This window comes from Vibrio sp. SCSIO 43086 (assembly GCF_051132235.1).
GTDB classification, from domain to species: domain Bacteria; phylum Pseudomonadota; class Gammaproteobacteria; order Enterobacterales; family Vibrionaceae; genus Vibrio; species Vibrio diabolicus.
This window is the reverse complement of sequence record NZ_CP072678.1, coordinates 1,441,052-1,465,961: the sequence shown is the minus strand read 5'-3', so window position 1 is coordinate 1,465,961 and position 24,910 is coordinate 1,441,052. Positions and strand designations below refer to the sequence as shown.

Below are 24,910 nucleotides of genomic sequence, written 5' to 3'. Positions count from 1 at the left end.
TTCGTTTCGTCTATTCTGTTAGGTGCAGTTTCTCAATCACTTCAGAACATCCAATACGTTCGCCAAAACGTGTTTGAAGCATTTTGATAGACTCCACTTGCTTAGCTGCCAGCGCTTTATTGGAAAACAGGTAAATGAGCGAGTAGCTATCAACAACTTCGTGCTCCAGTAAACCAGAGACATCATCAACTTTGTCGATCAACGTCGTGTGATACCCTTGCTCACACAACTTCGCTGCTTGAATCCAGCTCTCTGCTTCCCTATGTTGTTCAAAGCTGATAAGCAAGCACTTCCCTTTGGAAGCGGCTTTGTTTTCAGAGTCGATAACAAGTGCAAGACGAGTGATCAAACAAGTTTGAAATAACCCCATCTGCAACGATCTCAGCGATCCTTTGACCATCTCCAGCGCGTCAAATACAGGGTCGATAAATTGTTCAATAACCAAGTTCAATGGATACTCTTTGAGAACAGAAGCAAGTAAGCTCTCCGCTTTTCCTCGATTCAGTTTCGAAAGTGCTGATAACATGGTTTCTACTTCTTCGAGAGTACGAACTTCATTGTTGACTTCTACGTCAGCACTTTTTCCCAAAAGTCCCTTTACTTTACCGATGGCAATCCCCTTCGCGAGCCAACTCTGGACTTCACGAATCGTATCGAGATCTTGCTGTCGATAAAGTCTGTGCCCTTTTTCTGTTCGCTGAGGCTGGATCAAATTGTATCTTCTCTGCCAAGCTCTCAGCGTAACTGGCTTCACACCCGTGATTTCTGCGACATCTCGGATCGCGTATAGTTTTTCTTCTGAACTACAAACCATAGCGTAATCTCATCTCCTGCGGATACGGTTCTAAAAACTTCTGTTTTGCTAAATACTCATCTGGGTAAGTGTTTAAGTAGTGTTTAATCAATGTCAACGGTGCTAATAATGGCAATGTACCAGTACGGTAGTCATGAATTACTGTTGCTAATTCTTCTTTTTCGTCTTTAGTTAAAGCGCGCTTAAAATACCCTTGTAAATGCATTAGTACGTTAGTGTTGTTTTTTCGGCTAGCACGATTCGCAAGTGCCCTCATAAGACCTAAGCGATACTCTTGATAGAATTCTTCGATTTCATAGCTAGCGACATCGGCAACTAAACGACCAAGAGAGCGGTATGACTCAGGGTGATGCGCCATCAAGGTCAACTTATAGCGCGAATGAAAATCGATAATTTTGCCTCGAGTTGGCTCTCCGTCCATCGAGTCATAAAAGTCGTTCAGGCAAAATACTCGGGTAATAAAGTTTTCTTTTAATACAGGATCGTTAAGTCGGCCATCCTCCTCGACGGGCAACCAAGGCATTTTTTTCATCAGCGTTTGTGTGTACAAACCGACGCCTTCTTTCGCTGCGTTATTTTTGCTATAAACCTTGACGCGCTCCATACCGCAAGTTGGAGACTTGGCACAGACGATGTAACCACAAAGTTGCTCGCTTTGTAGCTCCTCCACTTTGTTAGCAGAGTAAGCAAGCATATTATCGGTATGGTCATTTTCTGGATTTTTAGTTTCTACCAGCGCCACACGCTCTTCTTCGGAAATCAAACGAATTGTTGGTCGCGGCACTGGCATTCCGACGCCCACTTCGGGACATACCGAAACAAAGTCAAAATATGGGCTGAGCTCTTTAGTCACAAAGTTACTGACTTTATGACCAGAGTCAAAACGAACCCGTTCACCCAAAACACAAGAACTGATACCTACTTTGATTGAAGATTCCATGATGACGCATCCCTATACAAAATGTTTTGTTGTATAACTTATAGCAAGGCTTTTCAGATTGTACAAGAAAATAAATTGTACAATTTAATCGTTTTACTTTTCTCAAGAGCATTTCGATCAGCGCTTTCTCAAAAGTTTTTTATGTTCTCAATGTCCATTTTGTGCGCGCAATCGACAAATCGCTCAAAAGCGAATCGATTGCTCTTTTGCTTTCAACAGATTTAGTTATCAATGATGTTCATGGTTTCTAAAAGCGTGGTTTTTGTGACTAAGCTCTCAAGGGGCCACTGTACGTCCCGATATTATTGCTTCAACGAAAACGAACAAGTTCAACAGAATTGGTAATAGCGTTCTATACTAGAGGCGTTTTATCAAAACAAAACTTTGGAGAGCACTTATGGCAACCCCACACATCAATGCACAACCAGGTGATTTCGCTGAAACGGTTCTAATGCCAGGCGACCCTTTACGTGCTAAATACATCGCAGAAACGTTTCTTGAAGATGTGAAGCAAGTTTGTGACGTTCGTAACATGTTCGGCTTTACTGGCACTTACAAAGGCAAAAAAGTGTCTGTTATGGGTCACGGCATGGGTATCCCTTCTTGCTGTATCTACGTACACGAGCTAATCGCAGAATACGGTGTGAAAAACGTAATCCGTGTAGGTAGCTGTGGTGCGGTACGTGACGACGTTAACCTAATGGACGTTGTTATCGGTATGGGTGCTTCTACAGACTCTAAAGTAAACCGTATCCGTTTCAACAACCACGACTTCGCTGCAATCGCTGACTACGGCCTTCTAGAAGAAGCGGTAAACCAAGCGCGTGCTCAACAAGTACCAGTGAAAGTTGGTAACGTATTCTCTGCAGACCTGTTCTACACACCAGAAGCTGACATCTTCGAGAAGATGGAAAAACTAGGCATCCTAGGTGTAGACATGGAAGCGGCTGGTATCTACGGTGTTGCTGCAGACCTAGGTGCGAAGGCGTTAACTATCCTAACGGTTTCTGACCACATCATCCGTGGCGAAAAACTAAGCTCAGAAGAGCGTCAAAAGTCGTTCAACGACATGATGAAAGTTGCGCTAGAAACCGCAATCAACATCTAAGAACAAGTAGTAAGTAATAATTTGCAGCCAGAGTTATTGCTGGCTGCCCGAATTATCCCGAGGGGGCGATTGTGTCTAACGGCGAACTGCCAAAAGACGCAGATGGGTTACAACTCAACTTTTGTAAAACATTGGCGTGTGACAACTTTGGATTGAGTGATGCAAAGCGTTACGTTCTGCAACATGCTAACCCTAAACGTCCGGCGATGGTATGCCGTGAATGTGGAGCTTTCCCCCCCTTACTTAACAATCGCGATGTAGTTAACGAACTTCATCGCCTGCGACACGTCCACAGTGACGGGTTGCCTGCGTGCCGCAATGATGATTGCGAGAACTTTGGACTATCCGTCCACACACATAAACACCTCTACCACGCTTTCGGTTACAGTGGTGATCGTCAACGTTACCGTTGTAAAGCGTGTCAAAGTACCTTTGTTGATAAATGGTCAGGCGCGAACAAAAAGCTACAATTCCAAGAGAATTTAATGGGCTTATTGTTTACTGGTTACTCTGTGCGCGAGATCTGCCGAAAACTCAGTATCAACCCGAAAACCTTTTACGACCATGTTGATCATATTGCGAGTCGCTGTCGCCGTAAATTAGCCACTATTGATGCTCGTTGGGTAAACCACGCAACGCACTATGAATTGGCCTCAAACTATGTTGCATTGCAGCCAAACAGCAATAATGGTGTCTACTGGATTGTTTCTGGTGAAGCCCACTCAGGCTATATTCTTTGTCAACATGTGAACTATTCTGCTGATGAAGAGCCAATCGCCACGCTAGACCATAACCCGTACGACGAGGTCTCTCGTTTTGTTTCCCAAGAGTACACAGCGGAAGCAAGTGAACCGCCAGCGGAACCTTCGAACCTCTTGCGTGAGCGTATTGACCAAAAATACCAAACCATTTTGGCTCGCGGTAACGTGGAAGATCCTCTTGGTAATCTTTCTGTATTCCATTACCCATCTAAAGGTGCATTAGTTCGTCCGCCTTACACATCATACGCTCATTACTTGCATGTACTTGATATGTGTTGCCCCAACAAACGTGTATCTCTATATATGCCTCAAGATCCCCTGCTACGTTCGGCAGCACTGAGCGTTTGTTTGTCTCGAATTAAAGAGAAAAATGTCGACTTGATGTACGTAGAAGAAGATGCAAATTGGGACATGAGCACACCTTTTGGCAAGGTCGATATCGCCTATATGAGCTGGTGGCGAGATCGCTGGGCGATCTCCACTCAAGACGAAAGCCACAAAGGCATTTGCTACCTTGCTGGTGATAGAAATGAGCCCGAGAAATGGTTTAACGTTGCAACAACTCGCCATGTGCAGTTCTATCAAAATCGCTTCCAGATCCTTTTCGAAAGCTTCATTAACGAGCCACGTCGCAAATTACGACCTGCTGGAATTTTACCTCTTTTAGATATATTCAGAGCTTGGCATAATTTGTGCTATCAGGATAAGCAGGGTCTTACCGCCGCACAAAGGCTAGAAGTCACTGATGCTCCTTTGACCATCAAACAGCTCCTATCGTAACTATTGGCATTTAGATGTAGTAATTAGGGGCTGTGACAGTATACATTACGGCACCTAATCGTTTACCAAAGCGCTATCCGCATCGTTTTGGTAATAAAACATGCATCTAACCACTTAATATTAGGTGTGAATTCCAGTTCGATAGTCATGGATGTGAACGTTGGATAAAAACCAAATTCAGCTAGAAGATGAGCTCAAAAAGCTTAAAGGCCAAATAAAAACGGCCCCTGAACACACCTTCAGTATTGCGCAGCAATACCGTATCCGCGCGGAGCAAATTTTATTTGTGGATGGTGAAATCAGAGCATTGCTGATAATGGCGCAGTGCTGTTGGTGCCTAATGGATTACCGACAAGGCTTAAAGCTAGTCAAAGACGCCTACAGCAAGCAAACCCAACTTGAAACCGACGACCACCTGCCCGAAATTCTTCATTTGTTTGCTCTCCAATATTGGGGACAAGCAAAGTATTACTCAGCCCAACAATATTGGATTAATGCACTCGAACAATCCGCCCTCGTTGATGATATTGAAATTCAAATCGAATCTCTAATTGGGCTTGGCAACGTATGGCGCATCACAAATGAGCATCAACTTGCCGCTTCCACTCATGAGTTGGCGGTTAAAGTGGCAAACAACGTCCGTATTGCTTGGTTGGAAGGCAAAGCTCGTATCCTGTTGGCTTGGGACTATTACTTACTGAATAAATTTGTCGAAATGCTCACTGTGCTGGATGGTGCAACCGAAGTACTAAAAGATCATGATGACAGCACATGGCAAGCCGAGATCTGGGACTTTAAAGGCTTAGCGCTACTTGGGCTAGAACGCCTTGATGCCGCAGAAGAAGCCACACAAAAGGCCCATAAACTCGCTATTGAACATGATCTAATTTGGATGAAGGCACACTCGTTTATCAGCCGCGCAAGGCTCGAACTCTTGCGCAAAAATACGGATAGTGCAGCAAAGTTACTACTCGCAGCAGAAGAGTCCGCACTTAGTTTTGACAACGGCGAGCTACTAAGTCAGATCTGCTTTCAGCAATCTCGAGTCGCTGAAGAGCAAGGTGATTTTGAATCAGCGTTTAACGCGTTTAAAAAATACCGTAAACATGCACTTAAAATGCTCAAAGAACAGACTCATCGAGTCAGTATGGATAAAGCACGCGGCTCCAAACGCCAGCTAGAGCAACGAGCGCGTAAGCTGATTAATCGTATCCGTTCCCAACATGAATATGACCCTGAAAAACAGTTTTCCAATGTTGTGTCCGAGACCTACTGGTGGGAACAGTTAGTTCTGTTTAAAACAGAGCTCAAACGCTCCAACCACGCGATCATTATGATTCAGCATGCAAACCCCGAATTTCTCGATGTTTGTACTGAGCTAGTTCATGCATTGACGACCTCAAGTGATCTCATCTCACGAATTTCCAGTGACAGACTAGCTATGTTAATTGCAGAGAAAGGTCAAGCAGCAGAAGATGTCTATCGCACGGTTCAGGCAATGTTAGACATCTATCCATGGAAACGTCGCGGGCTAAAAGGTCCCAAACCGATACTGTATTTGCAAGATATCCTGACCTTCCCATTCACTTTGGAGCAACTCGAAGAAAGCTATATTGAGGTAATGAAGCATGGAACAACTGCTTAGCAAGGTGACTGACGCAGGCATCGATCCTTCTTCCGTCTCTGGTGAAGAAGCGATTACGCTGTGGGAGCACATCGGGTTACATATTGCATCCACGAACCGAGAAAAAGCACATTGCTATATCATTAGTGCCGAGTATCGACGAGAAATTAAACAGCTCAACGACAGCATCGAAGAACTACGACAAGCCCTTGAGTTGCTCGTTTTACCCGACGATGTAGAAGATATTCTGTCTGTAAAAGCAAGCTTGAGTGATCGTTTGGTAGAAGTAGGTGACTACAACGCAGCATTAACCGAGTATGTTGCTGCAACGAATATCGCCGTCGAATATGGCTATATTGATGAGTACGTACTGGCTATTATTGGAATGGGCAATTTGTGCGATGCCTATGGGGATCACCATCGCGCCTTGCGTTATTACCAAAAAATCGATGCGATCGACCACGCCATTAGCAGTCGCTCCCTACGTCTGCGCTACAAACTTTACATGCTTGCCTGTTACATCAGTTTGAACCGTACCGCAGATGCACAAGAATTATTGAGTGAGTGTGAAGAGCTAAGTATCCTCGTCAGTGATAAAAACCTTGCTGCGCAAATTCATCTCTACCGAGCCAAACTGCATCGTTTGCAAGAGGATTACCCTAACGCATTGCTTGCTATCTCGAATGTCCAGTATACGACGGGCAGTGCTACCACGTACTGGTTATCCACGATGGTCAAAATCGAGACCGCATATTGTCTAAACGGTGTCGGACACATCTCTTTAGCCAACTTAGTGCTGGACTCTATCGGTAAACGAATTCAGAAACACTCGTCTCCTCTTGTCGCTCAGCATTTTTACAACGCAATGAGTCAAGTTTACGCTTCTCAAGGGTTATTTCAGAAAGCATTAAACTGTGAAAAAAAAGCGTTTCGCATTGAATCTGACCTTGTCAAACACATTCCAATTGGTGAATTGGGTTCTACTCAATTACGTCGACTTTCTCGTTTTGAGCTACAGCTCAAACTCATTTTGTCAGAACTTGAAAACAAAGAGCTCAAGGAAACCACCAAACAACATAAGAATACGGTCGCCCAACTACAGCAAGATGTCTTTACTGACCCGCTAACCTCTTTGCACAACCGACGTTGGTTAGAAGTCAAACTCAAAGACCTGCTTTTGCACGATACTGAATTTGCGTTGATGGTCATCGATATTGACCATTTTAAGTCCATCAATGATGAGCTCAGTCACCTTGTTGGAGACAAAGCGATTAAACGTGTGTCTCAAGAATTAGCAGGATACTTCAAATTTAAAGGCGCTTCTTGCGTTCGCTTTGGCGGTGAAGAGTTTCTTGTCATTCTAGAGAATAGCAATCTAGAACGGGCAGAAATGCATGCCGAGAATTACCGCGAACGCATTTATCAATATGGTTGGGACGATATTCTTGGCGAGCGGGGGTTGACCGTATCGATCGGGATTACCTTACATCGAGAAGGAGAGAATACCCAACGTACCTTCTATCGCGCCGACAAAGCCTTGTACCGCGCCAAAGCCAATGGCCGAAACCAAGTCTGTACCGAACTTTAAACCATGCCCCAATCTTCACTTGGGGCATAACCGTGGCTTTTATTCTCCATTCCTTCCTTTATTACTACTTAGTTTGAATATAGTCGCCTTCACTTCTTATTGTCCTCGAATCGCAATCGATACGGATATCGCATAAACATAATTCAAGTACAAAATAACTTGATTGAACGATAGTTAAGACAAATACTTAAACTGTTCATTTACGTAAGATTTTCCATTAGGTAACAAGCACAGGCAGGTAAGATGTTTCTAGACTATTTTGCACTTGGGTTACTCATCTTCGTTGCTTTGGTGATCTTCTACGGGATTATCGTTATTCATGATATTCCGTATGAAATTGCTAAAGAACGCGAACACCCTCATCAAGACGCAATTCATTACGCAGGCTGGGTTAGCCTTTTCACTTTACATGCACTGTGGCCATTTTTATGGATATGGGCAACATTGTGGCGCAAGGAGCGAGGCTGGGGCTTCAAACAACTTGAGCAAGAAACGCACGACATTCATCACCGCCTTGAAGAACTCATCGATGAAGTCAACGAACTCAAAAACGAAGTATCGATGTTGAAACAACAAAAGATTCAGCAAAAGCCTTTGCCTGAACAAAGTAAAGAGGACGAATAATGGATTTATTGCTGATTCTGACTTATACAGCCCTTTGTATCGCCATTTTTAAAGTCTTTAATATTCCTTTGAACAAATGGACTGTACCCACAGCCGTACTTGGCGGCGTAGTGTTAGTGGGCACACTCGTCCTTCTTATGAACTACAACCACCCATTTACTCAGTTAGGTAACCAAGTATTCCCAACCACGCCTATCGTCTCTGGTGTACGTGGCCGCGTTGTGGAAGTGCCCGTTCAAGCGAACCAACCGCTCAAAACCGGCGATATTCTTTTCAAAATCGACCCTGTGCCTTTTGAAGCAGAAGTCGCACGCCTTGAAGCGAAAGTGAAAGAAGCAAGCCAAGGTGCGTTGGGTTTAGAGTCTGACTTGAGAGAAGCAGAAGCGGCGGTTTTGAAAGCGCAAGCCGATAGAGATAAAGCACAAAGAGAATTTAGCCGATATCAAAGGGGCTTTGATCGCGGCGCGTTTACAGAACAAGATCTAGATACTCGACGCCAAGCGTACAAAGCGGCAGAAGCCATGCTAGACGTTGCGATTTTGCAGCAAGAGCAAGCACAGATCGCATTAGAGTCGGAAATCGGCGGTGAGAATACCCAAGTCGCGCAACTACTCGCTGAGCTACGTAAAGCAGAGTTCAACCTTGAGCAAACCGTCGTTCGTGCGCCAACCGATGGTTACGTTACGCAATTGGCTTTGCGCCCTGGTGTGATGGCTGTGCCGTTGCCGCTTGCCCCTGCAATGACCTTCGTGCATACCGAAGACATTACGTACACCGCTGCGTTCAGACAAAACTCGCTACAACGTTTGAAGGCAGGCTTTGAAGCGGAGTTTATGTTCCGTGCGATACCGGGCAAGGTATTCCGTGGCGAAGTCATCGACGTGATTCCAGCCATTGGTGAAAGCCAAATTCAAGCCAGAGGTGCTCTGCTTGGTACCGATGCCCTGCGCACAAGCGGACGTGTATTTGCGAAGCTGAAAATCACGGACGATTTGAGCGAATACCACCTACCAATGGGTACCGCGGTTGAAGTCGCCGTTTACTCAGACAGCTTTACTCACGTGTCAGTGATGCGCAAAGTGCTGATTCGCATGAAGAGCTGGCAGAACTATTTATACCTCGACCATTAATGAACATATAGCGCATTCATTTATCGGTAAAAATAACATCAAACCGTGTAATCAGGGGCTGACGATCAGCCCCTGATTCATTCTAGCCATCCAGATAGATAGCATTCCCACTTTTATTAATATTCTGTATAATGCGCGCCTTATTTTTAATGCTTGCTAAAACCAAAGCCAGTCAAAGGGATGCGTGAATCAAATCACACATTTCCTGAAGAAAAATAGAGCAAACAATAAGCAGCTTGGTTGTTTTGAATATATGTTACACAATCAAATAACTAACGCTTTCCGACAAAACAATTAAATGTTCTTTAAAATCGACTATTGAACTGAGGTTATCTATGAATCTTTCCGCTAAAACTGTTGTGGTTATTGCAATCGGTGCTGCTCTTTATGGTATCGGTGGCTTACCTATGTTTGGCATCCCTGTGTTTGCAAACACAACGCTAAAACCAGCAATGGCAGTATTAGCATTGTTCTCAGTACTATTTGGACCACTTGTTGGCTTCTTGGTTGGTTTTATTGGTCACTGGGTTACTGACCTATTTGCAGGTTGGGGCGTATGGCTCACTTGGGTACTTGGTTCAGGTATTGTTGGTTTGATTATCGGTCTATTCCCTTCTCTAACGCGCTACCGTTTGGAGAAAGGTGATTTCAATATGAAAGACTTCGCGTTATTCGTAGTACTTGCGCTATTAGGCAACGTATTTGGTTACGGTTGCTCTGCATTCCTCGACACGATTTTATACGCAGAACCGTTTACTAAAGTGTTTACCCAGCTTTCAATTATCGCGATCGGTAACACCATTCTTATTGCTATTGTTGGCTTCTTCATTCTTAAGTCTGTCGCTAAACGTAACAAGCAAAGCCGTAACTTAACAGAGGCTTAATGTCGAATGACAATCGAATTTTCTAACTTCTCTTTTAGATATGAGTCGCTGGACAAACCGACGCTAAAAAATATCAATCTAAGGATAGAGAAAGGAGAGAAAATCGTCATTATCGGTCCAAGTGGTAGTGGTAAATCTACCCTTGGGCAATGTCTTAACGGACTGATCCCACACGCAATCAAAGGGGAAACCAGTGGAACACTGACCATCAATGGTCAAGACACCGCCCCTTTCGACATGCACCAATACACTGAGCAAGTTGGCACCGTACTGCAAGATACGGACAGCCAATTTGTCGGCTTGAGCATTGGCGAAGACATCGCATTTGCGCTGGAAAACCAGCTAACTTCTAACATCAACATGTACCCATTGGTCAAAGCCACGGCCAAAATGGTCGACTTGGAACAGATGTTAGATCGCTCTCCCCACGATTTATCTGGCGGGCAGAAACAGCGTGTTTCTTTGGCGGGCATTCTCGTCGATGACGTCGATATCCTTTTGTTTGATGAACCACTAGCTGCGCTTGACCCTAAAACGGGTAAAAAAACCATCGAGATCATCGATGATCTACACCGCGAAACGGGCAAAACCATCGTAATCATTGAGCATCGTCTTGAGGACGTTCTGCATCGCTCAGTTGACCGTATTATCTTGATGGAAAGCGGCGAAATCATTGCCGATACAACACCAGATGAAATTTTAGCGTCGCCTCTGCTAGAAGATTACGGTATCCGCGAACCGCTTTATATTTCAGCTCTGAAAGAAGCAGGCTGCGCGATTGAGGGCGATGCAAAACCTTCTAGCTTAACCACATTACCGTTAGAGCAATATAAACCAGCAGTACAAGCATGGTTTGATGGTTCAACAGCACAACGACCTAAAACACCAGCCGAGACTTTACTTGAAGTCTGTGGCCTCACCTATTCTTACGACGGTGAGAAAAACGCGTTAGAAGACGTGAGTTTTGACATCAAGCGTGGCGAGTTTGTCTCTGTACTTGGTAAAAATGGCTCGGGTAAATCGACCATCACCAAACTGATTATGGGCGTTATTGAAGCGGATAGCGGCTCAATGAGCATGAATGGTCAAGATCTTAACGAACTGACCATCTTCGAGCGCAGCCAGAAAGTGGGCGTGGTGATGCAAAACCCGAATCACATGATTTCCCATCACATGATTTTCGACGAAGTGGCCTTCGGTCTCCGTAATCGTGGCATTGAAGAGAAACAGATCGAAGCTAAAGTACTTGAAGTCCTTGAGCTGTGTGGTTTGAGCAAATACCGTCACTGGCCAATCGAAGCATTGAGCTACGGCCAGAAAAAGCGCGTAACCATTGCGTCAATTTTGGTCTTGGAACCAGAGCTTCTGATCCTTGATGAACCGACGGCAGGTCAGGACTACCGGAACTACACGTCTATGCTGAGTTTCATCGAAAAGCTCAATCGCGAGTTGGGCGTAACCGTGATGATCATCTCCCACGACATGCATTTAGTGCTGGAATACACCACACGCTCTATCGTGATTGCAGACAGTAAATTAGTCGCGGATGCACCAATGACGCAGGTATTCAGCAGTCCAGAGTTACTAGACCAAGCGAACCTCACCACAACAAGTCTGTTTGAGTTGGCTACGAAAGTTGGCATCGAAGACACCAATGGCTTTATGCAGCATTTTATCAATGTAGAAAAAGCGCACCGCCAACAAAAAAGCAGCGAAGTAAACCAACCAGAGAAAGCAGTGGCATGAAAGACAATAAGATGAAGTTTGGTATCAACTACATCGATACCCAATCGCCACTTCATAAGTTGAATGGCATTACTAAGTTCTTGCTTTTCATTGCTTGGGTGACGGTGGTGTTGACCACATTTGACTTGCGAATCATCGCGCTGTTGATCGTGCTTGGTTTAGGCTTATTGAAAATGACCAAAGTGCCATTTCATGTCTACAAACCGCTTTTACTGGGTACAGGCACGGTATTGCTGATCAATGCCCTGTTTATGTTCGCGTTAGCGCCGCAACAAGGTACTGAGTTCATGGGCTCATCAACGGTTTTACTCTCGTTACCCGGTAATTACTCGCTCACTCAAGAGACGTTGTTTTACTTAGTAACAGTGACATTGAAATACTTCAGCATGTTCCCAATCGCGTTGGTGTTTGTATTTACCACTCACCCGACGGAGTTTTCAGCCAGCTTGAACCGCTTAGGTGTGCCTTACAAAATCGCCTATGCCGTGAGCTTAACGCTGCGCTACTTGCCGGAAGTGAAAAAGGACTTTGTTAACATCATGCACGCGCAACAAGCACGCGGAGTAGAACTGAGTAAGAAGGCTCCGTTGTTCACTCGTATGAAGAACGTGGCGAAGATTCTTGGCCCTCTGATTTTCTCTAGTTTGGACAGAGCCGACCAAATCTCCAACGCGATGACGCTGCGTGGCTTCGGCCGTCACTCATCTCGCACTTGGTACAGCTTAAAACCACTGACCAAAGCCGATATGACTTTTATGGCGGGGATTGCGGTGATAGTGATTGCTGCGATCAGCAAGCGTGTTTTGGACACACAACTGTTCTGGTATCCGTTTTAACGCGAGATAATCATAAAAATGGGATGCCGATGCATCCCATTTTTCTATCCAGATTATGGCTTAGTCTTTTGAGTAGTGAGCACTAACTCCACCTCAACAATCGCGTTTCGTTACCCTCTTCCGGCTTCGCTGGAATATTGAGTGACAACAACAAGCTAACGGCGGCCATACCCGCTCCGATGTAGAAAACGCTAGAAGGCGACACTAACCAAATCATCCCGAATGTAACGGGAATTACCACCGCTGCGATGTGGTTGATGGTAAACGCAACGCCAGCGGTAGACGCCATATCGGCCGGATCAGCAATCTTCTGGAAGTACGTTTTAATCGCCAAGGCAAGCGCAAAGAACAAGTGGTCGACAACATACAGCGCCGCAGCCCATTCCGCCGTTTGCACCAAACCATAACCGACGAATACGAAGATCAAACCGACGTACTCAAACATCAGCGCTTTACGCTCACCAACAACGCCGATGAAGCGGCCGATTCGCTTCGCAAACAAGAAGTTAAAGACATAGTTGATCAAAAACAGCAAGGTAATGTCTGCGGCAGAGTAGCCAAACTTCTCTACCATCAAGAAGCCAGCGAAAACAGTGAAAATCTGACGGCGAGCACCACTCATAAACGTGAGCGCGTAGTACAACCAGTAACGTTTACGCAGAATGAGTTTCTTGTTTTGAGGCACTTTTGTTTTAAATTGAGGGAAAGCGAATGCCATCACCAAAATAAGCACAAAACCTAGGCCACCAGCCATTAAGTAGACCGTTTTAAAATCAAGTTTGAGCTGTTCGAGCGAAACCCAAATGGCGCCGTAGGTAAACAGAGAAGCCAAAGCCCCAACAGAAATAAATTTACCCAGCATTTCCGGGGCTTCTTCTTTCGATAGCCATTGTAAAGACAAAGACTGCTTTAGTGTTTCAAAGTAGTGGAAACCGGTGGACATTAACAAGGTGGTAAAAAGTAGACCGTATAAAGTGGGAAAATAACCAGTTAATGCCGTACCAAGCGTAAGCATCGCCAAAGAGACGAGCATAAAGCGTTGTTCACGGATAAAAAGTAAAACGAATACCGCGGTGAAAGCGAGAAAGCCAGGTACTTCTCTAACACTTTGAAGTAAACCGATATCAGCGCCATCAAAGTTCGCTTTCTCGATAACGAAGTTGTTCAACAACGCCATCCAGGTAGAAAAAGCAATGGGCACGATAATGGAAATTAACAGGAGGAAATTTTGCGGCGTTCTCCAGCCTTGCGATGAGGTAGTCATGATGTTTCCTTTAAATATGAAGGCATCATCATAGCTTCAAATGTAACAAATTCGCAATATCATTATTATTTTCAACCCTGGCCAAGCAGATACGGTGTAGAGATATTGTTATGAAAATAAACATCGCACTCAATTCCTTGGTTAAGCGCGATGTTGAAATATCGAGAGAAATAGGTAAAAACGCCAGTGATGAGGCTCAGTAACTTAATCGATATTCTTTACTGTTAGACGATTCTTAAATTCAAACACATGTTCTGGACACACATCCAAACAGCGGCCACAGCTAATGCAGTTTTGATCCATAACTCGACGATCTCCCTCTTTCAATGGTTGTCGAAGCACCTCAGGTTCTGGGCAGACGTAAAAGCAATCCATGCATTTGGTGCAATCTTCGCGGCGAACAGCAGTAACGCGCAACAGGCTTTTTCGGCCTATCACACCATAGGTAGCACCCAGTGGACATAAGTGCCCACACCACCCATGCTCAACTAAGAGTAAATCCAGTACGAACACCAGTGCGATCAACACCCAACCTGCGCCCATACCAAACACCAATCCGCGATGCAATGCCGCCACTGGATCTAACCATGTCCAAAGAATCGCGCCAGACAGAGCACTACCCAACATCAAAACAGGGATCAGCCAATAACGAATAGTAGGAGACCAACGATAGCTCGCTTTAATGTTGAGCTTTCTGCGCAGCCAAGCCGCCAAATCTGTCACGATATTTAACGGGCACACCCACGCACAAAATGCGCGCGGTGCTAAAATCGCATAGAACACCACGACAATCACTACGCCTAACAACGCATTAAACTCCGGTATATGCCCTGTCGCCAAAGCTTGAAGCACAATTAACGGGTCACTTAAAGGGACCGTATCGAGCAACATACTCGATGAGAGGTTACCGGTTAGAACCCCTAATGTCGGCCCAGCCATAAACAGCGCAATGATGGTGAGCTGACATAGCCGACGTAAAACCAGAAACCGATGCGCGCGCCACCAACCAAGCTTTTCTACCACTTCTTTGCCAGCATTTTGAGCTAAGTTCTTTGCCATTACTTACCTCCTTTTAGCGATTCAAGCGCACCTTCCGGTACAGGCGTCTCACTAGGGAGGATATTTTCGAGTGGTTTGTCGATCTCTTTCCAACCAAAATTGTAGTGACTGCCCACTTTGCCTTTCGCCAAATCCGTCGGGACGACTTTAATAGCAGCGACATCCAACACGCACGCTTGTTCGCACTTACCGCATCCGGTACACACTTCGGAATTCACTGTTGGGATAAGTTTGGCGTGATAACCGGTTCGGTCATTGTGAACCATCTCTAACGTGATGGCTTCATCAATCAGCGGACAAACGCGATAACAAACGTCGCATCGTAATCCTTGCCAGTTAAGGCAAGTTTCATGGTCAATAAGAACCGCTGTCCCCATGCGAGCATCATCAATATCGGTTAGCTTCGGATCCAGCGCCCCACTCGGGCAAGCCACCACACAAGGAATGTCTTCGCACATTTCGCAGGGAATATCGCGCGCAGTAAAGTAAGGAGAACCAGTGGCTACAGGAGAAAGTAATGTCGCGAGTTTCAATGTGTCGTAAGGGCATGCTTGAACACACAAGCCACATCGAATACAGGCTGATTCGAAATCGCCTTCTGGCAATGCACCGGGTGGGCGAATAGGCACACCTTTAGTTTCTCGAGCTTGGCTTTGCAGCGATTGTAAGCCCAACACACACGCCGCTGCGCCAACGCCTGCCGCAGTTCGGACAGTATCACGCAAAAATCGACGCCGACTTTGCGATGTTTTAGACTGAGAGGATTTCATGCTATTTCCTCAACGAAACTCCTTTATCAAGTTAAGCATAAATAGCGCTAAACGTACCTCTTCCCCATACCTCATAAGAGGTAACTCCACCCTCAATTGATTCAAGTCAACTGATGTACAGTGCCGTCGTCACAGTTTGAATAATTCCATTTATTTCCTCCAAAATGAAATTCACCACGATACTCTGCCGTGCACGCCATTTTCAGTACAATAATTCAACACCTTTGCAATCTATTCGCTAAATTCAAAGATAAATGACTACTAAATTTTAGAAAAACATCGCTATAACAACCTAATTTAAAAGGTGTTTATCTCTCAAACTTAAAAAAATACTATCCAAAATAAGGAACTGTGGTTAGATTGAAAATTAATACTAAAAAGCGAAGGAGAGAAGCATGGAAATTATCGTACGTCCAACAACCGTTGAAGACGCAGCGGCACTCGTAGAAATCTATTCACAACCAAAAGCACAACGTGAAACCCTGCAACTCCCAAAACCTTCGCTCGCAATGTGGGTAGAACGATTGTCAAATATGCCCGCTGGCGTTTACAGCTACGTAGCTGAAATCGATGGTAAAGTAGTGGGTAACATTGGCTTTCATCACTCGCAGCGTCCAAGAACAATGCACACAGCATCATTTGGCATCGGAGTGCATGACAGCTTCCATGGGCTCGGTATTGGTAGCAAGTTGATTGAAACAGTCACTGAACTGGCAGATAACTGGCTAAACGTGAGAAGAATTCAGATAGAAGTCAACGCCGATAATGGCGCCGCCATTGGGCTGTACAAAAAGCATGGATTTCAAATTGAGGGCGAAGCCATTGATGGCTCCTTCCGAGATGGCGAGTTCATCAATACCTATTACATGGCACGTATCAGGCCAAGTAAAAAGTATATCAAAGCCTCCTAATTGGAGGCTTTTCTTTTTAAACTTCTACTCACTTTCGTAAGTGAGTCAGCGCTCTGCTAGTCAATGCTTCTGTGTAAGGATTGATCTTCCAGTGATCAGGGCTCCAGCCTTTCACAAAGCGTTGAAAGTCAGCCCACGCAACCGCAAACAAAGGACGCCATTCGCGCTCGACTTCATTGGGGTCAAGATTCGGATGATAAACCATTAACGCCTGTTGCAACTGAGCAAAATACGTATCCAAGACCCAAACTTCCATCTCTGCACAACGTTCTGGCTTGACGGCGCTGCTCATGAACAGTGCTACGTCTTTCATCGCACAGCCATGTCCGACGTATTGAAAGTCGACCGCAGCAACGCTTGATTCTTCTCGATCAAAACAGAAGTTCGCCAATTTGGCATCACCGTGTACAAGCGTCTTGAACTTGGCTTGCGAAAGCGTTTGATCAATTAATTGAGCGGCATTTTTTAGCTCGGTGTCTTGCAGCACCTCAAGCTCATCGGGTCTGGTTGCCAAGTGCCAATACGTGCCGCTATGCCACAGCTTATCCGAGCGAACACCGATGTAGCGCGCATGAAAGTTCGCCAACCAAGCAAGGCAGGCTCGTAGATGCTCTAGCTTTGCATCTGTGATGACTTTTGGAAAGCCCGCCTCGGCGAGATCTTCCATCACGATGAGCCATTCATTCTCCGATTGGAACGTTTTTAGACCTTGTGGTACTCGGCAGCGAGTGCTCACCTCTCTGGAAAAATGCGTATACCAATTCACTTCCACCTGATAAGAGTGCAGCTTTCTTTGGTGAGATCGGTCAGTATTCCAACCTCTTGGATGCTCTGAAGGCTTAGGGAGTTTTACATGCTTAATGATCACCGAACAAGTTGAATAATTAACTCGGACTAACTCACCATAGCCTCCCCATAGCGATTGTATGACTTCTACCGATTGATAATTCCCGAGCTTTAGCTCCTGGCCAATGCTTTGGTAACGTTGGTGGTTGTCGTTCATCATCATGCAAGCAGATGTGACCACGCTTGGTTTTTCTCCATATAATGAATGACATATGGACAGACTGGTTTGATTTGATAACCGAGTGCCTCAATTTCTAGCAATACCGCTTCCATCATCACTTTTCCGTACCCTTTACCTCGTAATGCTTCAGGAACTACGGTTGATGTGATGTGCATGACATTATTCTCAAGCTGATAAACCACCTTGGCTTTATAACCTTGTTCTAAATCAACCCAAAATGTGTTGTTTTCAACTTCATAAGTCACTTTATGCATATCTTGCTCTCTAATTTTTGTTACGGATTGATTGAATCAAACTATATCACTGAATAGAATCAACACCATGCGGAAGTGCTCTGTCACTTCACGCCCTTACCTTCTCAAATCAGGTACGACAATAATAATGAGAAATATGAGCCCTATTGCCAGAGACGGCAAACTACCTCTGCAAAGCAAGAAGGCACCCGAACGTCAGGCAAGTACACTAAATAGCACCGATGCAATGGCAATGGTCGAACATGGCAGTGAAGTAAGTTTAAACGTCACGACACCTGTTGGTACCAAGTTTATTACAACCAGCACATTTGTCGGCTGTCACTCAAATAATACCGCATTGATAGAGGTTCCGAACATCTCCGATGAGGACTTGAAATTCTATTTTCAAGAAGGCTTTTGGATCAATGTAAAAGCGTACTCTCATCGAGGGGAAGGTGCTGTCATTCCATTTCGGGCGCAATTGCAGCACCGACTCGGCGACCCGTATCCAATTTTAGTGCTAAATCTACCTAACACCATGCAGGTCTTTCAGCTTCGTAAAGAAGTACGTTACGAAGTGAATTTGAGGGCTCGCGTTTGTTTAGAAGCCTATCGAACTGAATGCGAGATAAGAGATTTATCTCGTAGTGGGTGCCGCTTTGTGACATCACCAATGAGCCGACCACTTCAGGTTGGTGATCGCGTTTCATTGGACCTAACCATGCCCGGTGAAAGCCACATGCTCGCGCCATTGAGAGGTCGTATTTGTAACTTACAAAAATCGACACACCATGCTCGCTATGGAATGGAGTTTGATGAGGTTGGTAAAACCAACGCTAAAAGTCTCCTGAGTCACCTAAAATTTGATGGGACTAAACTCACACTAAAAAGGTAGCTTTGATAACGAGCACCAAGTAGCGGCCAGTTTTGATACCCGGAAAACAAGAAACCCCTTACTGTAAAGTAAGGGGTTTTGTTTACTAAGAATAAGGCAGAATCTTAGATAACAGTTTCGACTTAGAAGTCGTAACGTAGACCTAGCGCTAGCTCATCTTTTTCATCAGCACCTTCGTTATCCATTAGATCGAAGTTGTATGATGCGTAGCCACGGAAGTTAGGCTTGAAGTAGTAAGTAACATCAACAGCTAGGTTTTCTACAGTATCAGCATCTTCTAGCTCACCTTTGTTGAATGTAGAAGTAAATACAGTTTGACCCATAGTGTATGATGCAGCTAGTTCGTAGCCTTTGTAATCCGCAGACTCACCTGCAACATCCACGTCTGCGCCTGTGTAGTTACCAGCGAAGTAGAAATCACCTACAGAGTATGCAGCAGCAAGCATGAACTCATCACTATCGTTTTGGTCTGCATAACCAGCACCTAGTTCAATACCAGTATTAGCAAATGCGTAGATACCAGATAGAGAGAAGCCATCTTCCTCGTTGTCTGTAAAACCTTTTGCATCTGTTGTGCGATCAGCAAAGCGGTAGCTAGCACGTACAGCTAGTTGCTCGAATTGGCCTTTGTAAGAAAGCATGTTGTCTGTACGGTCAGATACAGGCAGTTTAAGTGCTGCAGTGTTACCGTGGTAAGCCATAATATCGGTAAAATCAGTAAGAACGAATAATGCACCGTCGTTTTTACCGTAAGTTACTTCACCGTATTTACCGCCTAGGCCTGCGTAAGCGTAACGAGTTTCAAGATCACTGTTGTTATCTACGGCACCTTCTTCTTTTGTTTCGAACTCACCTTCCCAAAAACCAACACCGTATAGGTTTTCATTGATTTCCTGTTTGCCTAGGAAGTTAAGACGGATGCGAGTACGGTCTTTTGCCTTACCATCCATCATAGAAAGACGCGCTTCAGCGCGGCCGCCCATCTCAAGAGAAGTGCCATCTTGGTTGTATAGTTCTGAAGCGACAACTTGAGATCCTGATGCCATTAGCGCCACTGCTACAGCTAAAGTTTTTAATTTCATTGTTATTTTCCATATCATTGTTTTATATGTATTTTCTCACCAGAAAAACAGGACTTTTCTGTACCAACGAGAAAACTGGCGGCATAGTAGCAGTTGTTATTTTTCACGCAACGCGTTGAATAAACAGCACTTATAGAAGAAAACACCAAGTAAAATGACGATATGAATACCTCTCAACCATCAAGTTATCGGTTGAGGTAAAAAAATCGTTCGCGTCAAAAAAAAATTGACGCAAAAAATGTAAAAACAATCTCATTATATGTGATTTTGCTCGCAAAATATTTTCACTAAATGACTGTTTTAGATAGACTTCCTGATTTTAAATCAATTTCTCACAAACAAAAAAATCCCCAAGCAATAGCTCAGGGATTTATACATTTTGTTAGGCGAATAGCGAATTAAAGCTTAAAGAAGCTCAATTGCTCTTTCTGCTTCTCTGCAAGTAATGAAAGCTCAGTACTCGCGCTTGCGCTTTGACTAATACCCGCCACATTCTGGTTAACGAGTTCAGACATGTTAACCACGTTGCGGTTGATGTCTTGAGTGACTTGAGACTGCTCTTCGGCTGCGGTTGCTACTTGCGTGTTTGAATCGTTAATGTTGGCTACCGACTCGGTAATACCAACCAATGCCTCATTCGCTTGTTGCGTCAGTTCGTTGTTACGACTGAGCATGTCAAGGCTGACTTGCATGCTGTCATTCGCAAGCCCAGACTGCGCTTGAAGTTCTTCAATAATCGTTTGGATCTCTTGAGTCGAGTCTTGCGTGCGTGCCGCGAGCATACGTACTTCATCCGCAACAACCGCAAAACCACGACCAGACTCACCAGCACGCGCAGCTTCAATCGCAGCGTTCAATGCGAGTAAGTTGGTCTGCTCAGAGACACCGCGAATCACTTCAATAACGTCGTTGATCTGAACCGACTGCTCTTTTAAACGCAGTACCACTTGCGCTGCATCGTTCAATGCCTGAGACATCTGTGCGCTTGCTTCTGCACTCTCTTGGAAGATAGCCAGACCTGATTGCGCAAGACCATCAGCTTCGCGAGCTGTCGAATCCGCAGACGTTGCGTTATCGCTCACGTTGTTTGCCGTGCTAGCAAGTTCATTAACAGCCGATGCAACTTGTTCGATCTCAGCGAGCTCTAGCTGAGCATTCGCTTCTGCTTGCGTCATTACTGCGGCAAGCTCAGTCGATGCCGAGGCAACCTCTTCACTAATACGAGTTAGCTGGTCGACCGTGTTATAAAGCTGTTCTGCTGTTTGGTTAACATCTTTGCTCAGCTTCGCAATTTCGTTATCACCATCTACATCTGCGCGAACTGATAAGTTGCCCATTGCCAACTGACGCATCACTTCTTGAAGTTTTTGAATAGGCGTAACAATCATGCCTGATAAGATCCACGCCCCCACCAATGAGAACGCAAATACCGCAAGAACTGTCAACATAGCGTTGTTTTGTACACGCTCATTCTGTTGATGGCTTCTTATGGTTGACTGCTCTGCTTGATCATTCACATGCTTCGACAGAGTATTGATTTGTTGAACCATTTCTCGGCCAACATTACGGTACTCTTTAATGAATGCACGGTACTCACTGTCCGATTTCAAGCCTTGATCGTACTGGTTAAAGAAGGCCACTGAGCGCTCTGAATATCGAACATAGGCTTCGATCGCTTGGCGAACTTTAATCGCATCTTCACGAAACAGATTACGAGCTTCAATCGCACTTAAATCAGCCTCAACCTGCTTTAAGCCTTCTTTCAATTCATTAAGAAAATTTTCACGACGGGAAGCGTCGTAGATAGCGTAAACCGCTGTAATACGAAGTGGATAAATTTCATCGTCAATACGCGCCAAAGTGTCTTTATGGAAAACCAAAGACTCTTGGTTGGAAGCAATAACATCTTGCTCAGCTTGAAGATTGTTTTTAGTAATCCACAAAGCAATAAACAAAACAATCGCGGTAAATAATACCGGAACCAAAATTTGCGTTCGTACTGACAAATTTTTCAGTGATAACTGCATGACTGGACCTCAGTTGTATGCGTGATGCCTATATCCAAACGAACTCAAGCAACTCTCAATACTGAAGCTGCATTTCGGTTATTTGAATATCTATGCTTCCTTGCGACGGGAAAGTTCCCAGACGAATAAACAAGTGGCGAATATTAGAGGTCGATCACACTTTTGTCTAGTACAAAAAGTCCCCATTTTCAATCTGTTATTGACAATATCCCGACAGTAGTGTCGGGATATTGTCGTTATGATAAATTGTGATCACTTATGATGAGATACATTCACATTTAGGGCTGTTTTAGGCTATTTTCTCAACGAATTGAGCTTAGCTTGAGCAAGGCCAAAAATCGTATCTATTGGATAAGAACCTTCATCGGTTGGCTCACCGGCGACTTTCCCCGTGAACAGCTCGATGGCTTCAGTGACATGATCAATCGCCCAAATATTAAATTCACCTTTTTCTACTGCTTTCACGATGTCGGAACGGAGCATCAAGTTGTGAACGTTAGATTGCGGGATAATGACCCCCTGCCCTTCATGACGACCTTTAATCACACACACATCGTAAAAGCCTTCAATTTTTTCGTTCACACCACCAATCGGCTGAGCTTCACCAAACTGATTCATCGAGCCTGTAATCGCAATGTCTTGTCGGTTTGGTTGCTTTGAAAAAGCAGACACCACAGCACATAGCTCTGCCATGCTGGCACTATCACCGTCGACACCTCCATAAGATTGCTCAAACGTAATCGTTGTGGTTAATGGTACTCGCGCCGTTTTACCAAACACGGAAGACAAGTAGGCCGATAGAATCATCACGCCTTTAGAGTGAATACTGCCGCCCAAATCCACACTGCGTTCGATATCGATAACATCCCCATCGCCGTAACACGTCGTCGCGGTGATGCGATTCGGCGCGCCAAACATGTAGTCGCTAGTGCTTAATACCGAGAGGGCATTCACTTGACCGATAGCCTTCCCTTCAGTGCGAATCAAGGTTGTACCGTTAACAAACGTTTCCATCACATTGTCGCGTAATCGGCTCACTCGCATTTCTTGGTTCTTGAGCGCCTCTTCCACATGACCGATACGGATCATGTTGGAGTTGGCTTGACGAGCAACGTAGTTTGACTCACGTAATAAATTCGCAATATTGGCAGAGTGGAGTGATAGCTTGGTTTGATCACCAGACAAGCGTGAACTGTATTCGATAATCCGTCCCATGGACTTTCTATCACAGTGCAGCATATTGTTGTCGTTCACGACGCTAGAAATAAAGCGCGCATAGTGCAGTTCCGACTCTGGCGTTCGCTTCATCTCATCTTCAAAATCCGCTGTCACTCGGAACAACTCACTGAACTCTGGATCGTAATGCTGCAGTAATTGATAAGTTCGGTAGTCACCAAACAGAATGATTTTAATGTCGAGCGGGATAGGCTCGGGATCGAGTGATACCGCCCCTGTCAATGTCACTTCTTTTTCTAGGGAGGTAAAGCTCAATTGACGAGCACGCAGTGCGCGCTTCAAACCATCCCAAACGTAAGGCTGTTCAAGCACTTTCTGTGCATCCATTAACAGAACGCCGCCATTCGCCTTATGCAAACTCCCCGCACGAATCAGCGAAAAGTCGGTAAACACGGTTCCCTTGAAAGTGGCTGTCTCAATCGAACCGAAGAGCGAATGGTAATTGGGGTTTTCTTCAACCACGATAGGAAAGTCACTGCTGTTGCGACTTACCAAGACGTTCACTTTATAACGACGTGGCAATTTTTTATCCAACGACGCCGTTGCAATTTCGCCTTGCTCACCACTTTGGTCAAGGAAGATATCTGCGTTTTCAACGATATCTTTTTGCAGCTCAGTTAAGTACGTTTTGATTTCAGAATATTCTGCGTAATCCACTTTGAGCTTTTTAATGAAGTGAGTAATCACATCGAGCGTCACTTCATCATTAAGCTTTTTGATTTTGTCGCTGTAAGTTTCTTCCCACTCTGTGAGTTCACGGACCATCGAACGTAATCGTACTTCGAGTTCATCAATAGCATCACTGAACTGCTCTTGCTCTTTCTTACTTAGTGCATCAAAAGACTCTTCCGTATGAAGCTCGTCACCATTCATGGCGACAAACTGATAATCGCCTTGTGTGGTAAGCGTCAAGCTAATGCCTTTCTCTTTTGCCTCTCGGCTAATGCGGTCCAGCTCGTTTTGTTGCTTCGCTGCCAATTGGTTTTTTAATCGCTCAGCTCGGCTAAAGTACATTTCATTGTCGAACGCTAGGGGTAAAGCATTCAGTAGTTTGCCCATTAAGGCTTCAATATCAACACGTAACTTATTCCCGATACCACAAGGCAGCTTCAACACCTTGGGTGTGCGGGTATCTTCAAAGTTCGCAACGTAACACCAATCAAACAAGGCTGCTGCATCGTGCTGGTGACGATTCAGATAGCGCAGGATCATGGTGCGTTTACCTAGCCCATTCTGACCAATGGCGTAGATGTTATACCCTTTCTCTTTGATGGACATCGCAAACTCGACCGCTTTTTGCGCGCGCTCTTGGCCCACAATCTCATCAATTGGAGGTAACTCCTTGGTCGACTTACATGGCATATTCTCTAGATCTGCTACAGAATATAGCTGCTTAGCTTCCAATCTTAGTATTGCCATATCCACTTCCTTTTTTCTTATTTTCGTCATTTGAGTGTAGAGATTATTTGCTTAATTTTAAGTGATTTACCTTCCACCCTAGTTTGATTGGACATTTTATGAGCATAAAAGTGATATCAACACGCACTTGCAATTGATAATCAATTTCATTT

The 24,910-nt window shown here is 44.8% G+C and carries 21 protein-coding genes; 11 read left to right on the top strand and 10 right to left on the bottom strand.

The annotated features are described in order from the left end of the window. Positions 1 to 10: 10 nt before the first annotated feature. Both J8Z23_RS22755 and J8Z23_RS22750 read right to left on the bottom strand, forming a co-directional pair. Positions 11 to 814: a MerR family transcriptional regulator gene (locus J8Z23_RS22755; protein WP_047009571.1), complete on the bottom strand. Its 804-nt coding sequence runs from the start codon at positions 812 to 814 to the stop codon at positions 11 to 13. After that, on the bottom strand, positions 804 to 1,754 hold the full coding sequence (locus tag J8Z23_RS22750) for a YbgA family protein (RefSeq protein ID WP_161446086.1): 951 nt from the start codon (positions 1,752 to 1,754) through the stop codon (positions 804 to 806). The genes J8Z23_RS22755 and J8Z23_RS22750 overlap by 11 nt, the downstream gene beginning before the upstream one ends. A 397-nt stretch (positions 1,755 to 2,151) precedes the next feature. On the opposite strand from J8Z23_RS22750, the gene deoD reads away from it, so the two are divergent. The 9 genes from deoD to J8Z23_RS22705 all read left to right on the top strand — a co-directional run bounded on the left by deoD (position 2,152) and on the right by J8Z23_RS22705 (position 12,835). After that, the gene (gene deoD / locus J8Z23_RS22745) at positions 2,152 to 2,862 is read left to right on the top strand and encodes a purine-nucleoside phosphorylase (RefSeq protein WP_005394915.1); all 711 of its coding nucleotides are present in this window, start codon (positions 2,152 to 2,154) and stop codon (positions 2,860 to 2,862) included. A 71-nt stretch (positions 2,863 to 2,933) separates the two neighbouring features. After that, on the top strand, positions 2,934 to 4,403 hold the full coding sequence (locus J8Z23_RS22740; RefSeq protein WP_005394913.1) for a hypothetical protein: 1,470 nt from the start codon (positions 2,934 to 2,936) through the stop codon (positions 4,401 to 4,403). Between the two features lie 160 nt (positions 4,404 to 4,563). Next, positions 4,564 to 6,048, top strand: coding sequence for a tetratricopeptide repeat protein (locus J8Z23_RS22735; RefSeq protein WP_047009573.1), 1,485 nt, complete (start codon positions 4,564 to 4,566; stop codon positions 6,046 to 6,048). Further along, complete coding sequence (locus tag J8Z23_RS22730; protein ID WP_006741935.1) at positions 6,032 to 7,615, top strand: diguanylate cyclase; 1,584 nt, start codon at positions 6,032 to 6,034, stop codon at positions 7,613 to 7,615. Before J8Z23_RS22735 ends, J8Z23_RS22730 begins: the two co-directional genes overlap by 17 nt. A 243-nt stretch (positions 7,616 to 7,858) precedes the next feature. After that, on the top strand, positions 7,859 to 8,239 hold the full coding sequence (locus tag J8Z23_RS22725) for a DUF3302 domain-containing protein (protein WP_005375135.1): 381 nt from the start codon (positions 7,859 to 7,861) through the stop codon (positions 8,237 to 8,239). Continuing rightward, on the top strand, positions 8,239 to 9,369 hold the full coding sequence (locus tag J8Z23_RS22720) for an HlyD family secretion protein (RefSeq protein ID WP_005394904.1): 1,131 nt from the start codon (positions 8,239 to 8,241) through the stop codon (positions 9,367 to 9,369). The genes J8Z23_RS22725 and J8Z23_RS22720 overlap by 1 nt, the downstream gene beginning before the upstream one ends. A gap of 335 nt (positions 9,370 to 9,704) precedes the next feature. Next, positions 9,705 to 10,253: an ECF-type riboflavin transporter substrate-binding protein gene (locus tag J8Z23_RS22715; protein ID WP_005375133.1), complete on the top strand. Its 549-nt coding sequence runs from the start codon at positions 9,705 to 9,707 to the stop codon at positions 10,251 to 10,253. Positions 10,254 to 10,259: 6 nt separating this feature from the next. Next, complete coding sequence (locus J8Z23_RS22710) at positions 10,260 to 11,999, top strand: ABC transporter ATP-binding protein (RefSeq protein ID WP_301658877.1); 1,740 nt, start codon at positions 10,260 to 10,262, stop codon at positions 11,997 to 11,999. Next, the gene (locus J8Z23_RS22705) at positions 11,996 to 12,835 is read left to right on the top strand and encodes an energy-coupling factor transporter transmembrane component T family protein (RefSeq protein ID WP_301658878.1); all 840 of its coding nucleotides are present in this window, start codon (positions 11,996 to 11,998) and stop codon (positions 12,833 to 12,835) included. Before J8Z23_RS22710 ends, J8Z23_RS22705 begins: the two co-directional genes overlap by 4 nt. Before the next feature lie 82 nt (positions 12,836 to 12,917). Here the strand turns inward: J8Z23_RS22705 and J8Z23_RS22700 are convergent, their stop codons facing one another. The 3 genes from J8Z23_RS22700 to napG form a co-directional block, all read right to left on the bottom strand. Next, complete coding sequence (locus J8Z23_RS22700; protein ID WP_301658879.1) at positions 12,918 to 14,099, bottom strand: MFS transporter; 1,182 nt, start codon at positions 14,097 to 14,099, stop codon at positions 12,918 to 12,920. 204 nt (positions 14,100 to 14,303) lie between these two features. After that, positions 14,304 to 15,158 (bottom strand): quinol dehydrogenase ferredoxin subunit NapH, encoded by an 855-nt coding sequence (gene napH / locus J8Z23_RS22695; RefSeq protein WP_301658880.1) that lies wholly within the window; start codon positions 15,156 to 15,158, stop codon positions 14,304 to 14,306. Next, positions 15,158 to 15,928, bottom strand: coding sequence for a ferredoxin-type protein NapG (gene napG, locus J8Z23_RS22690; protein ID WP_015313573.1), 771 nt, complete (start codon positions 15,926 to 15,928; stop codon positions 15,158 to 15,160). The genes napH and napG overlap by 1 nt, the downstream gene beginning before the upstream one ends. A 395-nt stretch (positions 15,929 to 16,323) precedes the next feature. Between napG and J8Z23_RS22685 the strand changes: the two genes are divergently transcribed. Next, positions 16,324 to 16,839, top strand: coding sequence for a GNAT family N-acetyltransferase (locus tag J8Z23_RS22685; RefSeq protein WP_053340260.1), 516 nt, complete (start codon positions 16,324 to 16,326; stop codon positions 16,837 to 16,839). 28 nt (positions 16,840 to 16,867) lie between these two features. Here J8Z23_RS22685 and J8Z23_RS22680 read toward each other — a convergent pair whose 3' ends face one another. Further along, a complete protein-coding gene (locus J8Z23_RS22680) occupies positions 16,868 to 17,842 on the bottom strand; it encodes a phosphotransferase (RefSeq protein WP_434635849.1) in 975 nt (324 codons plus the stop codon). Between the two features lie 2 nt (positions 17,843 to 17,844). Next, positions 17,845 to 18,120 carry a GNAT family N-acetyltransferase gene (locus J8Z23_RS22675; RefSeq protein ID WP_301658881.1) on the bottom strand — a complete coding sequence of 92 codons (276 nt, stop codon included), beginning with the start codon at positions 18,118 to 18,120 and terminating at the stop codon, positions 17,845 to 17,847. Positions 18,121 to 18,247: 127 nt separating this feature from the next. Here J8Z23_RS22675 and J8Z23_RS22670 point away from each other — a divergent pair, with 127 nt between their 5' ends. After that, positions 18,248 to 18,994 carry a flagellar brake protein gene (locus J8Z23_RS22670; protein WP_434635443.1) on the top strand — a complete coding sequence of 249 codons (747 nt, stop codon included), beginning with the start codon at positions 18,248 to 18,250 and terminating at the stop codon, positions 18,992 to 18,994. 122 nt (positions 18,995 to 19,116) lie between these two features. Here J8Z23_RS22670 and J8Z23_RS22665 read toward each other — a convergent pair whose 3' ends face one another. From J8Z23_RS22665 to J8Z23_RS22655, 3 genes are all read right to left on the bottom strand, one after another. Beyond that, entirely contained in the window at positions 19,117 to 20,076 is a 960-nt protein-coding gene (locus J8Z23_RS22665) for a porin (RefSeq protein ID WP_005394882.1), read from the bottom strand. 398 nt (positions 20,077 to 20,474) lie between these two features. Continuing rightward, positions 20,475 to 22,103: a methyl-accepting chemotaxis protein gene (locus J8Z23_RS22660; protein ID WP_005394881.1), complete on the bottom strand. Its 1,629-nt coding sequence runs from the start codon at positions 22,101 to 22,103 to the stop codon at positions 20,475 to 20,477. 294 nt (positions 22,104 to 22,397) lie between these two features. Then, positions 22,398 to 24,758: a Lon protease family protein gene (locus J8Z23_RS22655; protein ID WP_005394880.1), complete on the bottom strand. Its 2,361-nt coding sequence runs from the start codon at positions 24,756 to 24,758 to the stop codon at positions 22,398 to 22,400. Positions 24,759 to 24,910 lie beyond the last annotated feature (152 nt).

What these genes read in the sequence shown, in the direction of transcription:
- J8Z23_RS22750 (WP_161446086.1), bottom strand. Translation starts at nt 1,754, where the DNA reads ATGGAATCTTCAATCAAAGTAGGTATCAGTTCTTGTGTTTTGGGTGAA.
- napH (WP_301658880.1), bottom strand. Translation starts at nt 15,158, where the DNA reads ATGGCAAAGAACTTAGCTCAAAATGCTGGCAAAGAAGTGGTAGAAAAG.
- J8Z23_RS22730 (WP_006741935.1), top strand. Translation starts at nt 6,032, where the DNA reads ATGGAACAACTGCTTAGCAAGGTGACTGACGCAGGCATCGATCCTTCT.
- J8Z23_RS22725 (WP_005375135.1), top strand. Translation starts at nt 7,859, where the DNA reads ATGTTTCTAGACTATTTTGCACTTGGGTTACTCATCTTCGTTGCTTTG.
- J8Z23_RS22675 (WP_301658881.1), bottom strand. Translation starts at nt 18,120, where the DNA reads ATGCATAAAGTGACTTATGAAGTTGAAAACAACACATTTTGGGTTGAT.
- J8Z23_RS22720 (WP_005394904.1), top strand. Translation starts at nt 8,239, where the DNA reads ATGGATTTATTGCTGATTCTGACTTATACAGCCCTTTGTATCGCCATT.
- J8Z23_RS22755 (WP_047009571.1), bottom strand. Translation starts at nt 814, where the DNA reads ATGGTTTGTAGTTCAGAAGAAAAACTATACGCGATCCGAGATGTCGCA.
- napG (WP_015313573.1), bottom strand. Translation starts at nt 15,928, where the DNA reads ATGAAATCCTCTCAGTCTAAAACATCGCAAAGTCGGCGTCGATTTTTG.
- J8Z23_RS22715 (WP_005375133.1), top strand. Translation starts at nt 9,705, where the DNA reads ATGAATCTTTCCGCTAAAACTGTTGTGGTTATTGCAATCGGTGCTGCT.
- J8Z23_RS22670 (WP_434635443.1), top strand. Translation starts at nt 18,248, where the DNA reads ATGAGAAATATGAGCCCTATTGCCAGAGACGGCAAACTACCTCTGCAA.
- deoD (WP_005394915.1), top strand. Translation starts at nt 2,152, where the DNA reads ATGGCAACCCCACACATCAATGCACAACCAGGTGATTTCGCTGAAACG.
- J8Z23_RS22700 (WP_301658879.1), bottom strand. Translation starts at nt 14,099, where the DNA reads ATGACTACCTCATCGCAAGGCTGGAGAACGCCGCAAAATTTCCTCCTG.
- J8Z23_RS22660 (WP_005394881.1), bottom strand. Translation starts at nt 22,103, where the DNA reads ATGCAGTTATCACTGAAAAATTTGTCAGTACGAACGCAAATTTTGGTT.
- J8Z23_RS22710 (WP_301658877.1), top strand. Translation starts at nt 10,260, where the DNA reads ATGACAATCGAATTTTCTAACTTCTCTTTTAGATATGAGTCGCTGGAC.
- J8Z23_RS22685 (WP_053340260.1), top strand. Translation starts at nt 16,324, where the DNA reads ATGGAAATTATCGTACGTCCAACAACCGTTGAAGACGCAGCGGCACTC.
- J8Z23_RS22665 (WP_005394882.1), bottom strand. Translation starts at nt 20,076, where the DNA reads ATGAAATTAAAAACTTTAGCTGTAGCAGTGGCGCTAATGGCATCAGGA.
- J8Z23_RS22705 (WP_301658878.1), top strand. Translation starts at nt 11,996, where the DNA reads ATGAAAGACAATAAGATGAAGTTTGGTATCAACTACATCGATACCCAA.
- J8Z23_RS22680 (WP_434635849.1), bottom strand. Translation starts at nt 17,842, where the DNA reads ATGAACGACAACCACCAACGTTACCAAAGCATTGGCCAGGAGCTAAAG.
- J8Z23_RS22655 (WP_005394880.1), bottom strand. Translation starts at nt 24,758, where the DNA reads ATGGCAATACTAAGATTGGAAGCTAAGCAGCTATATTCTGTAGCAGAT.